Raw genomic sequence first — 13,448 nt, 5'->3', positions numbered from 1 at the left:
TAAAAATGATTAATAAGTTAATAAAATACCTACTATAAGCCCTATGATAGCAAATATAGTTAGGGGTAACTTAGGCTTACCGATGATTTTAAAAACAACAAATTCGTCATTCCGTTACGTGTTAGCGGCTGAGATACCGCGAATGAATCGCGGTATAACGTTAGAGAGCTGTGCTAGCTATAGTGCATACCTGACCATAAGGTGACAAGATTTTAAAAAGGCTCTATAACAGTTTTACACATGTATGAATCTCAATGAGCAATCAGATTTTTCTAAATAGCAGGCTGGAGAATATACCTAAGTTCCATTCCGCAATATTGCCTAAACTTTGTGGTGGGGACAAGGTGGTGGATCTGCTGTTTTATAAGCCACTTAGTTATGTGGATAGAAGCAAGTTACTATCTGATGCTCGAGTTGGAGAATTTACAACTTTCATTGCAAAAGTTTATGAGCATCAGTCGCCCACTTTTAGAGGTAGACCATATAAAATAGTCGTTGAAAGTGAGAGTCAGTATATATTCATAGTCTTTTTTAATTACTCAGTTAAGTATTTATATAAACTATTTCCAATTGGAGCGAATGTGATCATCAGTGGCAAACTCGAAAAATTTGCTGAACATTGGCAAATTACTCATCCAGATTACGTGTCGCTTGACATCAACCAATTTAAAAAAATAGCTTGCATAGAGCCAGTTTACCAATTATGCCGTGGCATTACCAATAAGCGCATTGGGAACATAATAAGCTCTAATCTAAAGGAATTGCCTGATTTACCAGAGTGGATAGATGATACATTAATCAAGCAAAAAAAATGGTTAAGTTGGAGGGAAAGCATCATAAAGTTGCACAGACCAAGCTCATTGGTGGAAGCTGAGGTTTGTAGAAAAAGGCTTGCTTATGATGAATTGTTTGCGTATCAGCTAGCGCTGAAACTTGCAAGAAAAAATCATGTGAAAGAAAGGGGAAGAGAATTTATAATATTGAGTAAATACAAAGAGCAAGTTTTAAATGAATTGTCGTTTCAATTAACAAATGATCAAACTCGTGCAATAGATGAGATCTCAGAGAGACAAAAATCCAAGTATCGCATGATAAGCTTGCTGCAAGGTGATGTTGGTAGTGGCAAAACCGTAGTTGCACTTTTTGCAATGATAAATGTGGTAGAAAACAACATGCAGGCAGCTCTAATGGCACCGACTACTATCTTGGCGGAGCAACATTATAATTGGATTGAGGAAGTTTTATCCTGTACCGATATAAAAGTTGCGCTGCTTACTGGTAAAACTTCGCGCAAGGAAAGAAAGATTATCATGAACGAACTTGCAAGTGGTGTTTTAAATATAGTGATTGGCACTCATGCACTATTTCAAGCTAACGTTACATTTAAAAATTTAGGGCTTGCAGTCATAGACGAGCAACAGCGATTTGGAGTGATGCAGAGAAATCGCTTGGTAGGAAAAGGAGAAAATGCCGATATACTTTTCGTTACTGCAACTCCCATTCCAAGAACTTTGCAGCAAGCTATGTATGGTGACGTTGAATGTTCAATTTTGAAAGAAAAACCAAAATCCAGATTGCCAATAAAAACTGTAACTATGAACATTAGTAGGGTGCCAGATGTTATTGAAAAGCTAAAAGGTGCTATAAACAGGGGCGAAAAAGCATATTGGATTTGTCCATATATAGAAGAAAACGAAGAGACCAATATTGCTGCAGCAGAGATGCGTTTTCAGGAATTACAAAAAACATTTCTTGATAAAGTCGGGATAATACACGGAAAATTGACTCAGGAGCAGAAAGATCAAGTTATGTTTTCCTTCAAAAGGAATGAATTTTCTCTGCTTGTTGCAACCACTGTGATAGAAGTTGGTATAGATGTGCCAGATGCAACCATCATGATTATAGAAAATGCAGAGCAATTTGGGTTATCACAATTGCATCAGTTAAGAGGCAGAGTAGGGCGAGGAAACAAGCCATCTTTTTGTGTATTATTATACGATAATTTAAGTAAAAGCTCATCTTCAAAGTTAAAGATCATGTGTGAGTCACAAGATGGATTTTACATTGCTGAAAGGGATATGATGCTAAGAGGCAGTGGAGATATTTTAGGCACAAAACAATCAGGATGTATGGAATTTAAATTTGCTGATTTATATCAGGACAAAGAGCTGCTCAATCTCGCGTATAATAACGCAAAAGGCGCAATGGCTGATTTTGAATTACTGCTTGATATATTTGAATATAGGAGTAGATTACATTTTTCAAAATTTCAGTAGAAAAACCAGGTAGCCCGCAGAAACAAAAAAACTTCCTTGACAAACTCCGCCAGCCCCCTTATCATAAAACTGAAGCTATTGTATTTGCTTTCGCCAATCTGCAGATTAAAAGGTAAGGATTACTTAATGTATCGGCGTCTTATGTTCAATTTTTTGCAGTATATAGATACTGTATGTCTTTACAAAACTTCATCTACATCTAGATTTTTATCTAAATAAGCTGAACGCGCTTATAAAGCGTTACAAGACATCAAAAAATGCCAATACTCGACAGAGATAGTAAAAGACTAGCTAACTCGGGGATTCTTTGTCTTTTTTTCTGCTTAGTAAATTTCTTAAACATTTGCAGCGTAAGTTAGTTGCAATTAAAAGCAGCTAAATCTTGCTTGTCAAGCGTTTAAAACATAAAAAACGCCAATATTTTAAAGCGGATAATAACCACGGGGCTTCTTTTGCCTTTTTTTTATTTGGTAAATTTCTTAATGTTTATGGATAAACGACAACCGTCATCCCGCTGCTTGTTAGCTGATGAGATACCGCGAATGAATCGCGGTATGACGGTGTAATGACGGTTAAGTAATTCGTTATCCCGCTGCTTGTTAGCGGAATCTGCTGTGGCGACATAAACTCAAATCATTTCAAATTTCAATCCAAAGAGGTATCATTATGTCAAACAACTTCAATTTTAAAGAATTTTTTAACCACTATGAAACAAATAGTACGTCAGATGATATACAAAGGTATTATTTGCTGTGGAAATCAGTAATAGCGCAGGCAATGATTGATGCAGCAAGTCACTGCAAAAAAACAGAAAGCTTGGTAGAAAAACGTAAGGCAATTTCTTGGTTATCAGACTTTAGTCAAGATTTTGTGCACACATGTATATTGGCTGATTGTGATCCGGTATACGTAAAAAATAAAATACAGCCAACCTTAAAAAGCCTTACTAGATAAAGCCTTTTTATATACTTAATGAGGTTTACTCCTTTTACCGAAAAAAATATAATTCAATCTCCTATCTATAGTTGCCTCTATATCTTTGATTAATAGCTGCTTTATCATGTTTACTTTTCGCTTTGCATCTTGAGCTTGACGCTCATTGTTACCACTGTTATTGCTGTAATTATTCTTATCACTATAACTACTGCCACTTGGTTTGCTACTGTTACTGAACTCACTACCCTTTTTTCTTCTTGTGTTGAGTATCTGTATTATCTTTTCCTTTAAAAAGGACTTCCAGCCTGTGCCAAGTAATAATTTATAGAGAAAATGCGGAGTAAGAAACGCCACTAATATTCGAATAGAAATTCCGTAACCGAGATCTTCCCTATTTTCATAATACCACTTGCAATATTGAAACAAACGGTAAAACGCATTTTTGAAAGAGCAAAATTCTACAGCATACCAAAAACCATTGCTGAGAAACATGAGCACAATGCTGAATGTGTAAAGATACATTGTGAAGAGAAACAGTTTCACAATTATATCTTTTAGACTACCTAATATATAATTCAATAATCTTAATTTATAGAAAAGTGATATCATTTCACACCCACTTCAACATGGCTGGGGTGGAAGGATTCGAACCTTCGCGTGGCGGTATCAAAAACCGCTGCCTTACCACTTGGCTACACCCCAATACTACTTACATCAATAACACTATTAGCCCAATTAGTAAAAGATTTATTTGCTTTTTCTATGGGCATCACAGCAATAGCTGGCTGATCATAAGAATGCATTGCTTCAATTTTTTCTACAATTTTATCAACTTGATCATTTTTGCTTTTCATAATTGCTACTACTTCACAACTATTACTAATTTTACCTTCCCATAAATACAGAGAATTCACTTCGGGAAATATATTTACACATACAATTAATTTCTCGTTTAACAATTCTTCAGAAATAGTTTTAGCTTCTTCAAAATTTGAAAAAGTTGTATAAATCAAAACTAAACTACTCATTAGAATCTATATAAACGCACTGCTACTATACTCTACCGAGGTTTATTCATCAAGAGAAAATAACGCCAGCGCGTACTGTATGAACATTTGTTTGCAAAGGTAGTATGTTAAGTGTTATAGCTAGTTTGCCTCAAACGTAAAGGTGTCATCCCAGTGCCCCTGTGATGTCATTCCAGTGCTTGACACTGGAATCCAGTTTTCCATATAATCTCATCGAAAACGTTGTAACCATTTTCTATGCTAGTTTGCTTGTAAACAAGCAAACTTTCCTGGATCCAAGTGGGCTTTGTTGCATCACACTTTATGAGATGGTGATTTATGGTAAATTCATGTAACTATCTCAAATTTAGCCATACCAATATCAGTGAATTTATTAAGCAAATAGCATTTGATTAGCAGTTCTTTTTCTCGATTTATCTCAGATTTATTCCTAAAACTAAATCCGAATATTTGCTTTAATCTTGAGAAAAACCCTTCAATATAAGATCTTTTCCCATAATTTACTTCTTTTTTCCATTCTTTCATGCCATCTTCACCGTATAATTTTATTAACCTAATAGCAGCATTCCTGTCAGACATATAATCTATTTCTGGATGTTCTGCCGCATTGTTTATTGGTGGAATTTTTGTCTTTATATCATATTCGTTACACAACTTATAAAACTTGTGCCTATCACATGCTCTATCTGCATATAGTGCTTTTATGGCATGCTGAAAATCAACTTCTTTTAGCAAATCACAAGCTCCATAGTGATCAGAGTAGACACCGTTACTGTATTTTACAGCTATGGCTTTTTTGTTGTTTATATTCAACATTACGTGCAATTTTCTCGTTTGCTCATAGCCACGATATTTTCTGTCAGTGCTATTTTCCTTGCTGTGACCAGGAGTGTTGTTGTATATACTAATTCCTGTACTGTCTATAGCAATTTCGATATCTTCCATATTATTTTCTGCAATCATTTATCTTAATATTAAGTTTCTTAAACCTTCTTGATGCTTGTGAATAGCTGATAACTTCCAAATCTCTTCCTATTTGTTGCAAATACCCTTTTATAAACCCGACTGTTTGTCTTAAACCAATTCTAAAGAAACTGACGATTATATGCACCAAAATCACAACTTTATCACTATAAATATAGTTGCCGCCCTGCATTTTTGGACAATTCTCGTACCAATTTTCTATGGCGTCATTGATATAACAAAAAATGCTTCCTCTTTCTTGGAGAAATTTGTTATATTCATGGCAGTTACTGACTCTCATTTTTTGTGGCATATTTTTTCTTCAACAGTTAAATGGCTATTTATAATGAATTTTGTCAGTAACTGCCAGTTCTTTTCACTTGAGCGATGCAACAAAGCCCACTGGGATCCAGTTTCACCTTGTGATGGTGTCATGAAAGTAGCTGACACTGGTTTCCATCCAAGACGGTGTCATTCCTTACTATTACCCACAAATATAAATGGACTAAAAAGTAAAATATTACAATATTAAAGTTTGCAAATATTGAGGGTGTAAAATGGCAAGTAAAAGTAGTGAATGGGCTAAAAATGAATTTGGAGATAAAAGATTAACTGACCGATTAGTAAAGATTGCTGATAGTTTGATAAGTTTACCTGAAAGCTCAATTAATGAGGCATGCGGAAGTTGGTCAGAAGCAAAAGCAGCATACCGTTTTTTTCAAAATGAGAATGTAAAAGAAAGTGATATTTTAGCTACACATATTAATAAGACGGTTGAGAGAACAAAAGCTCACAAGAGGGTTCTTGTCATTCAAGATACCAGTTACATTGTATATAATAACCATAAAAAAACAAGCGGATTAGCAAATTTGTCCAGTTATGATACTGCAAAAGGTATTATAATGCATACAGCTCTTGCCGTTAGTATAGAAGGTTTGGTACTAGGGATACTAGATCAAAAAGTTTATTCAAGACCTGAAGAAACTGAGAACCTTAAAAAAAAGAGCGATCGCATTGAAGATAAAGAAAGCGTAAAGTGGTTGGAAACTTTAAGAAAAACAAATAATATTATTGATCCAACTCAAACTGAGACTATAACTGTATGCGATAGAGAAGCAGATATATATGACTTTTTTGAGCTTGCACATAATCTTAATTCGGCAGTGCTAGTTAGAGCATGCAGAGATAGAGCAGTAAATAGAAAATCTCGATATCCTGAAAAAGGTGAGCAGAAGTTATGGGCATTTATTAAATCCTCTCATTGTGCAGGTACGGTAGAAGTTGAAGTTCCTGTAAAAGATAATAAGCCAAAAAGAACAGCACGTTTGGAAGTTAGATTTGGAAAGTTTATGATGAATCCATCTAAGAATAATATTAGGCATAAGACGGAAGAACTACCTAAATTACCACTTTATGCAGTTTATGTTGTTGAGAAAACTCCCCTTCCCTTAAAAAACCGCTAGAATGGATGCTATTAACGAATCTTTCAGTTAATACTTTCGATGAAGCTGTTGAAAAAATTAGTTGGTATTGCCTTAGATGGAAAATAGAGATATTACATAAAATTTTAAATTCGGTCTCAAAGTTGAAGAATGTAGGCTTGGAATAGCAGAAAGACTAATGAGATATCTAACAGTTATGAGTATTATTGCTTGGAGGATCTTCTTTATTACATCAATTGCAAGAGCTAACCCAACATTACCATGTACTACCTTATTAGCTGAAGAAGAATGGAAAGTTTTATACGTTAAAATACACAGAAAACCATGTCCAAGTGTAGTTCCCAACATAAAAGAAGCTGTTTCATGAACTTGGAGGCCATTTAGCAAGAAAAAATGACCCAAAACCAGGACCAATTACTCTTTGGAAAGGATATAAACGTCTCTTTGATTTAGCAGAAGGATGGCGACTTGCTCACGAACCTCATATTTGTGGGTAATAGTAAGTTGTTAGGGGGATCTGGAGATACCGCGGCGGTATGACGTAGGGAAATCTTACTTATTATAGCTATAGTTCTACATGAATTACAAAAGTAATATTTACTAGATCTTAATATTTTAGATCTATATTTTAATAAATAATGAGCTGTAATTAGTATGAATAATCCATTTAAAAGTGAGAACTATAAAAACTCGATTCTCTGATCAAAGCTGTAAAGCTAGGAAATGCAGAGAAACAATATAACAAAACGTTAAGGGATTTATCTCATGCATTAGAAGGTTTTACAGGTGAGGCAAAAGGTATAGCTGAGTTTGTTATATATACTGACTTGAACAATTATGTAGAACAGCCATTAGGTCTTTTTAAAACATTAATGAATAGAATTTTGGGAAAAAATTTTCCAACCAAGAACAGTAGTATAAGTAATTTTGTAAATGATGAGTTGTCAAGTTTCACTTTAGAAACAGCAGCTAAGTATACAAGAATTTTAAAAAAATTGATCTCTTGGAACAATTAGAAAAAGATTTCAGAAAAAATAATATTTTAAAAGATTCTTTAAATTTAGAACAAAGTGAAAAGAGTCAAGGAAAAGATAGATCACACGAAGTGAGTTTGGAAGGTAGAAAGCAAAAGGAAGGTACTTTTGAGCTGCGAAAAGAAGAACAGCCGAAAGAAAAATTAGGTGGTAATCGCATGAGGCAAATAAAGCGACCAACAACAGCACCTCCGGCTGCTCCAGATTCGAGGAAGGTACGCTTTAAATCAGAAATATCCTCAGATGGAGAAAGCAAGGCAAAGTCTACATCTTCTTTACTAAAAGGAGCTAATAGTTTTAGTATGCCTGATGCTAAGGAAAATCCTTCTGAGGATTCAGGCTATGAAAGTTCATTAGATCAGGGGTCTGAATATGAAGACATATCAAATTATCAAGAGAAAAAGCAAAAGGAAAATCCTTTATATGAGCAGAGAGAAGATTCAGGCTATGGAAGTTCATTAAATGAAGAGTCTGTATACAAAGAGATATCAAATTATCAAGAGAAGAAGAGTAAAATTTTAATAGAAAATTCGCAGAGTTCAAAATCGCCCAAAGAAGAGCCAATTTATGCAACAGTTCCTAAAGAACATATAGAAGCAAAAAGAGAACGTAAGCAGAAACAACAACCTCAATCCCTCGTACCACCAAAACCACCGCAAGTGCCAAAAAAAATGTTTACTACTGGTCAAGAAGTTAGACAAGAATCGAAAGTGGTAATCAAAGATAAACCTGCAGTACCGCCAAAGCCTAAAAATCTAAGCCGTGCTAATCAAAAAGTAAGCACAGAGCCAAAAGTAGTAGGAGTAATTCTTAAAAAATCAGCTGAAAGAGTACCACTAGAATCTGAAAATCAAGACAATAGGAAATCAGCACAAAAAGCTGCTGGTAAGGCGATACCAAAAGTAGCAGCAGCTACTATGAAAGGAGGAGCTAATCGCGAGATGGGCAGTAAAGTAAAGGCATTAAAAGAAAAATTTGAGCAAAATCAAGCAAAAGGAAATGCTAATGTACAGCTTGCTGAAAGCAAAACCACTCCAGCAGCACAAGCGGATATCGGTGTGAAGAAAAAACAATCTCATTCATTTCTAACAGAGAATAAAAGATCTGCAACGAAACACGTAACAGCAAAATCTGATCCAAAATCTCATATCAGCAAAAATTCCCTTCTCACGCATGCAAATGTAAAGGAAATGGTTGCACAAATTGAGAAAGGAAAAGGAGGAAGATAGTAACATTTGGGAAAAAAACATATGTGTCAAGTCAAGAGATTGTGAGCAAATTTAGGAAATTATAGCTAAACTGACTTAGATTTACCGACAATTTGAAAAACCGTCATTCCGCTAACTATAGTATTTTCAAAAGCGAATGATAAAGGTATAATATGTTTTTTTAAAGTAGGGAAAGCGATGGTATATAGTGTAGATTTAAGGGAAAAAGCAGTGTCTTTGGTAGAAAAAGGAAAGTCAAAGGTTGAAGTTGCAGAGGTTTTTGAGATAGGGATAGCAACACTATATAGATGGCTAAAAAAGAAAGCTACTGGCCAAGGTCTCAAAGCGGTAAAAAGTACTGGTTTTATTCGAAAAATAGATCCAGAAATACTCAAAGAATATGTCAAAAAACACCCAGATCACACACTAGCAGAAATGAAACAAAACCTTGGCTTTGGGATAAGTGCAATTTGGTATAGATTAAGACAGCTAAAAATAACCTTTAAAAAAAGTCACATTCTATCAAGAGCGCAATCAAGAAGATAGGCAGCAATTTATCGATAAAGTCTCAAAAATAGACCACTGTAGCATTTTATATATAGATGAAGCAGGAGTTGATAATAGACTATACCGAGAATATGCACGAGCTCCAAGAGGAGAAAAAATATATCCTGATGTTCCAGGAAAAAAGCGGGAAAGAGTGAGTATAATAGGTGGATGAGAAGTTTATTGCACCAATGACCTTCACAGGAGGGTGTAATAAAGATATATTTATGTATGGTTAGAGCGAAGATTACTTCCACAATTACAGCGTGATACAACCATAGTTATGGATAATGCTACATTCCATAAAACTCCCAAAACAAAGTCATTAATAGAGTCTTTTGGCTGTCATTTGCTTTATCTTCCAACATATTCACCTGATCTAAATCCGATAGAGCATTGTTGGCACACCATCAAAAGTTGCCTCAGACCTCTAATGCATCAATGTACAGACTTACACCTTTTAGTTGGTAATACCATTTTAGACGTTTATCATTCGTTTTAGAAAATACTATAGTTGAAATAGCGCAGTTACTCACCCCATAAATTTGGTGCTCTCTTTCAATCAAAGGTGTCTTGCTGCTTGAAATGTTTTCTTTGTAAAAATTTGGCTTATCTTTATATCATCTCATTCAAACAGCATTAACATAACTTATGCCTTTTTTGGATGTAGAAATTTTCTAGGAATTGTCTTTTTGAATTCTATGGTATTTTGTTTAACATTGAAACAGGAGGCCAGTGTCACGCACTGGCATGACACCCATTTGTTCCTATAGTTGTCTTTTCTCGTCTACCTTATTTTGCCACTCTGCTGAACAGATACATAAAGAAAGTGGAAAATTGGACATTCTCAACTCGGCTCCTGCAGATTAAAAATTAAGTTGAATAAAAATTGGATTTGACGCAGTTTTTTCCCATAGTTTAAGAAATTAAAAGTTTAACGATTAGAATTATAATTACAAACCACAATAAAAAATAGACTTTTCCATTTGATTTATTTTTAATTTGGATGTTTTCTAATTTTTTATCAGCTATTAGGTTCAATTTTTCTATAAGGCTAAATATCCCTTGGATTGTTTTTACAGGATAAGAACTTCTAATTTTTTCCCTATACCCTATTTTACTTTCATGTTGACTGCTTATCCACGCTTCAACTACTTTCCACATATTGATTTCTGGGTAGATCTTTCTACATGTCCCTTCCAGTAAAATCATAGTTTTCTGCAGCAATAACAATTGTGTTTGAACTTTCATATCAAAATCACCAGTTATTTTTAATAGCTGAGCAAGTAAACTAGCAAATGAAATCTTCTGTATAGGCTGCCCAATAATGGGTTCACCTATTGCCCTGCAAGCTGTGACAAAATTTCTATGCTGTGATGAAACGTAACCAGCTTTAAAGTGCATTTTTGCAACGTGATCATAATCCCGATTTAAAAAGCCTTTGAGTATCTCTATAACGTAATAGCATGTCTCACGATCTATTCTACCCATGATTCCACAATCCAGAGCAATAATATTGTTATTACTATCAACCATTAGATTTCCAGGATGCATATCAGCATGAAAAAAACAATCCCTGTATACCTGATTACAAAACGATTCTATAAGATTGATAGCTATTTGCTTATGATTATTCAGTTTTTCAACTTCGTATATTGGCGTTGCTTCTATCCATTCTAATGTTAAAACCTTTTTTGCAGTTCTATTCCAATCTATTTCAGGTACATAAAAACCTCTGTCATTTTTTGTGTTTTCCTTTAGTTCCGAAGAGTGAGCAGCTTCAAAACGTAGATCTAACTCTAATCGGCAAATTTCAGCAAAAGTTTTAACTAATTCAATTGGCCTCAGCCTTTTTGATTGTTCGCTAAATTTTTCTGCAATTTCTGCAAGCCAAGAAAGCATTTTTATATCTCTTGAGAATGTTTTCTCAATATTTGGCCTTAAAACCTTCACAGCAACTTCCTTACCCTCAGTTGTAACCGCTCTATGCACCTGAGAAATCGATGCTGCTGCAATTGGCTTTTCAGAAAAGCTTGAAAAAATGTCGCTCAATTTACAATTAAACTCACTTTCTATAGTTTTAACTGCTATTTTATGTGAAAATGATGGCAATCTATCACATATCAATAACAAGTTATTTGTTATATCTTCATTTAAAACATCAGTACGTGATGAGATAGACTGCCCAAACTTAATGAACACCGGACCTAATTTTTCAAGAGCACACTTTAGCTTGTGGCCTTGTATTTTATTTATTGATTTTTTTGATGGTGGAAGTAAATAAGGTAATATATTGTAACGCGTCAGCACCGTAGTTATGTGCAGAAGACGCAAAATATTTTGAATCATTTCGCTGCGTAACTGCTAAATATTTCATTTAGGGTTCTATTTTTCATAATCTCATCAGGCTTGCCTTGGCAATAGATAGTATTATTTATACAAATTATGTAATCTGAGGATGGTAGAGCAGAGTTAAGATCATGAGAAGTCATAAGAATCGATACCAATCGTTTTTTTGCTATTTTATTTATAATATCATAAAATTTAGCCCGCGCGTTAATATCCATTGCACTAACTGGTTCATCTAGAATGATCAAGTCAGGCTCTGCAATTAAACAACGTGCAAGTAGCAATAATTGTGTTTGCCCTGCAGAAATTTCTAACACTTGATTCTTCAAAATGTTACCGATACTAACCAACTCTATCGTTTCTGTAATAATGGATTGATTTTTCTTTAGTCTTTTCAAGGAGCTATTTAAAAGGAAATATTCAACTGTTATTGGCATCAAATTACTAATACTAAAATTTTGCGGCATATAGCCAATTTTTATGTTGTCAGCAAATACGATATTACCGGTACAGCTTTTATTTATGCCAGCAATTGCTTTCACTAAAGAGGTTTTACCTCCACCATTTGGACCAAGTATTGTAATTATGTCTCCTCTTTCCATGAACATATTGATATTGTCAAGGATTCTTTTACCATCATATGTGAGAGCAAGATTTTCTATTTTTAGAACACGATTATTGACATTATTCAATTTATTGACAAAATTTAACTTCTTCTCAACGTTTATATGAGACATTTACTGACTTTTTTTCTATTACTTTCATTTACACTATACTATAATATCGCCTTTTCATCCAATTTAAAAGTTGTAGCTACAATCAAACCTATCCACTCACTTGTAGCTTCTATTACAGAAGGGATTTTAGAACCGGAATTGCTTGGCTATGCAACATCTGCGCATAATTATATATTAAAGCCATCTGATGCGAGTAATTTAGAATCAAGTGACGTTATATTTTATGTTGACGATAACTTAGAGACGTTTGTTCAAACTTTCGCCAAAAATAATAAAGAACTAGTGCAATTGTCAAAGGCAATCAACCTACTTCCTACTCGGCCACATTCATTTTCTAGAAAAATTACTCACATTAAAGATGAAAAAGATTTACACATTTGGCTGAGTCCCGAAAATGCAAAGAGCATGATACTTTCTGTAAGTGCAACATTGTCTAACATAGATAAAGAAAATTCCCATCGATACAACTCTAATGCAACAAAAGCTATAAAAAAAATAGACCAAGAAGTAAAAGAAATTATGAAAGAACTGAATGATTTTAAAAATCAAAAATATATCGTCACTCACGATGCTTATCAATATTTTGAAAAATATTTTGGTTTAAATCACCCAAGTGCCATTCTTTCCATAGAAGAGGATTCTTACATAGGTATGAGGAGTTTAATGAAGCTAAAAAAGATAATGAAGGAAGAAAACGTTAAATGTATATTTGCTCATTCACAGGAAGACAGCATAAAGCCTAATGCTCTTTCTAATGACGCAAAAATGGTAGTTCTTGATCCTATTGGATCAGACATAGAGCCTGGAAAAGATGCATATCTAGCTATAATCAATAACATTGCACAAAATTTTAAGTCTTGTTTTGTTGAGTAATAAGTTCCCTTTTAGCTTACTGTTTTATTGTTCTGCATTTATTTGTCCTTTACATA

Annotated in this window: 12 protein-coding genes, 1 tRNA gene and 2 pseudogenes; 8 read left to right on the top strand and 7 right to left on the bottom strand. The window is 34.2% G+C overall.

What is annotated here, in order from left to right:
- The first annotated feature begins 254 nt into the window (after nt 1–254).
- Nucleotides 255–2,276, top strand: coding sequence for an ATP-dependent DNA helicase RecG (gene recG / locus HUB95_RS01640; RefSeq protein ID WP_015589220.1), 2,022 nt, complete (start codon nt 255–257; stop codon nt 2,274–2,276).
- Nucleotides 2,277–2,942: 666 nt separating this feature from the next.
- On the top strand, nt 2,943–3,230 hold the full coding sequence (locus HUB95_RS01635) for a hypothetical protein (protein WP_007549783.1): 288 nt from the start codon (nt 2,943–2,945) through the stop codon (nt 3,228–3,230).
- Between the two features lie 15 nt (nt 3,231–3,245).
- Here the strand turns inward: HUB95_RS01635 and HUB95_RS01630 are convergent, their stop codons facing one another.
- From HUB95_RS01630 to HUB95_RS01605, 5 genes and pseudogenes are all read right to left on the bottom strand, one after another.
- The gene (locus HUB95_RS01630; protein WP_022626355.1) at nt 3,246–3,704 is read right to left on the bottom strand and encodes a hypothetical protein; all 459 of its coding nucleotides are present in this window, start codon (nt 3,702–3,704) and stop codon (nt 3,246–3,248) included.
- A gap of 135 nt (nt 3,705–3,839) precedes the next feature.
- Nucleotides 3,840–3,914: transfer RNA gene (locus HUB95_RS01625), tRNA-Gln, on the bottom strand.
- Nucleotides 3,905–4,240 (bottom strand): divalent-cation tolerance protein CutA, encoded by a 336-nt coding sequence (cutA, locus tag HUB95_RS01620; RefSeq protein ID WP_015589221.1) that lies wholly within the window; start codon nt 4,238–4,240, stop codon nt 3,905–3,907. The genes HUB95_RS01625 and cutA overlap by 10 nt, the downstream gene beginning before the upstream one ends.
- Nucleotides 4,241–4,567: 327 nt before the next feature.
- Nucleotides 4,568–5,516, bottom strand: a pseudogene (locus HUB95_RS01615) (IS5 family transposase).
- Nucleotides 5,501–5,638, bottom strand: coding sequence for a hypothetical protein (locus HUB95_RS01605; protein ID WP_209452472.1), 138 nt, complete (start codon nt 5,636–5,638; stop codon nt 5,501–5,503). Before HUB95_RS01605 ends, HUB95_RS01615 begins: the two are co-directional and overlap by 16 nt.
- A 122-nt stretch (nt 5,639–5,760) precedes the next feature.
- Here HUB95_RS01605 and HUB95_RS01600 point away from each other — a divergent pair.
- The 5 genes and pseudogenes from HUB95_RS01600 to HUB95_RS06460 all read left to right on the top strand — a co-directional run bounded on the left by HUB95_RS01600 (nt 5,761) and on the right by HUB95_RS06460 (nt 9,935).
- Nucleotides 5,761–7,142: pseudogene (locus HUB95_RS01600) on the top strand (IS4 family transposase).
- Between the two features lie 375 nt (nt 7,143–7,517).
- The gene (locus HUB95_RS05990; protein ID WP_244662779.1) at nt 7,518–7,661 is read left to right on the top strand and encodes a hypothetical protein; all 144 of its coding nucleotides are present in this window, start codon (nt 7,518–7,520) and stop codon (nt 7,659–7,661) included.
- Entirely contained in the window at nt 7,649–8,908 is a 1,260-nt protein-coding gene (locus tag HUB95_RS01595; protein ID WP_244662778.1) for a hypothetical protein, read from the top strand. The genes HUB95_RS05990 and HUB95_RS01595 overlap by 13 nt, the downstream gene beginning before the upstream one ends.
- A 177-nt stretch (nt 8,909–9,085) precedes the next feature.
- Entirely contained in the window at nt 9,086–9,433 is a 348-nt protein-coding gene (locus tag HUB95_RS01590) for an IS630 transposase-related protein (RefSeq protein WP_022626382.1), read from the top strand.
- Nucleotides 9,434–9,656: 223 nt separating this feature from the next.
- Nucleotides 9,657–9,935 carry a transposase gene (locus HUB95_RS06460; RefSeq protein WP_209452523.1) on the top strand — a complete coding sequence of 93 codons (279 nt, stop codon included), beginning with the start codon at nt 9,657–9,659 and terminating at the stop codon, nt 9,933–9,935.
- Nucleotides 9,936–10,351: 416 nt separating this feature from the next.
- On the opposite strand, the gene ubiB is transcribed toward HUB95_RS06460, so the two are convergent.
- Nucleotides 10,352–11,782, bottom strand: a complete 1,431-nt coding sequence (ubiB, locus tag HUB95_RS01580) for a 2-polyprenylphenol 6-hydroxylase (protein ID WP_012673305.1) — start codon at nt 11,780–11,782, stop codon at nt 10,352–10,354.
- Nucleotides 11,779–12,519: a metal ABC transporter ATP-binding protein gene (locus tag HUB95_RS01575; RefSeq protein ID WP_015589282.1), complete on the bottom strand. Its 741-nt coding sequence runs from the start codon at nt 12,517–12,519 to the stop codon at nt 11,779–11,781. The genes ubiB and HUB95_RS01575 overlap by 4 nt, the downstream gene beginning before the upstream one ends.
- On the opposite strand from HUB95_RS01575, the gene HUB95_RS01570 reads away from it, so the two are divergent.
- The gene (locus HUB95_RS01570) at nt 12,511–13,392 is read left to right on the top strand and encodes a zinc ABC transporter substrate-binding protein (protein ID WP_012673303.1); all 882 of its coding nucleotides are present in this window, start codon (nt 12,511–12,513) and stop codon (nt 13,390–13,392) included. The genes HUB95_RS01575 and HUB95_RS01570 overlap by 9 nt on opposite strands.
- The last annotated feature ends 56 nt before the right edge of the window (nt 13,393–13,448 follow it).

This window comes from Wolbachia endosymbiont of Ceratosolen solmsi (assembly GCF_017869155.1).
Taxonomy (GTDB): Bacteria; Pseudomonadota; Alphaproteobacteria; order Rickettsiales; family Anaplasmataceae; genus Wolbachia; species Wolbachia pipientis.
This window is presented reverse-complemented; position numbering and strand designations above follow the sequence as displayed.

Coding starts and splice junctions, on each gene's coding strand:
- HUB95_RS05990 (WP_244662779.1), top strand. CDS start 7,518: ATGAATAGAATTTTGGGAAAAAATTTTCCAACCAAGAACAGTAGTATA.
- HUB95_RS01635 (WP_007549783.1), top strand. CDS start 2,943: ATGTCAAACAACTTCAATTTTAAAGAATTTTTTAACCACTATGAAACA.
- ubiB (WP_012673305.1), bottom strand. CDS start 11,782: ATGATTCAAAATATTTTGCGTCTTCTGCACATAACTACGGTGCTGACG.
- recG (WP_015589220.1), top strand. CDS start 255: ATGAGCAATCAGATTTTTCTAAATAGCAGGCTGGAGAATATACCTAAG.
- cutA (WP_015589221.1), bottom strand. CDS start 4,240: ATGAGTAGTTTAGTTTTGATTTATACAACTTTTTCAAATTTTGAAGAA.
- HUB95_RS01605 (WP_209452472.1), bottom strand. CDS start 5,638: ATGACACCATCACAAGGTGAAACTGGATCCCAGTGGGCTTTGTTGCAT.
- HUB95_RS01570 (WP_012673303.1), top strand. CDS start 12,511: ATGAGACATTTACTGACTTTTTTTCTATTACTTTCATTTACACTATAC.
- HUB95_RS01630 (WP_022626355.1), bottom strand. CDS start 3,704: ATGTTTCTCAGCAATGGTTTTTGGTATGCTGTAGAATTTTGCTCTTTC.
- HUB95_RS01575 (WP_015589282.1), bottom strand. CDS start 12,519: ATGTCTCATATAAACGTTGAGAAGAAGTTAAATTTTGTCAATAAATTG.
- HUB95_RS01590 (WP_022626382.1), top strand. CDS start 9,086: ATGGTATATAGTGTAGATTTAAGGGAAAAAGCAGTGTCTTTGGTAGAA.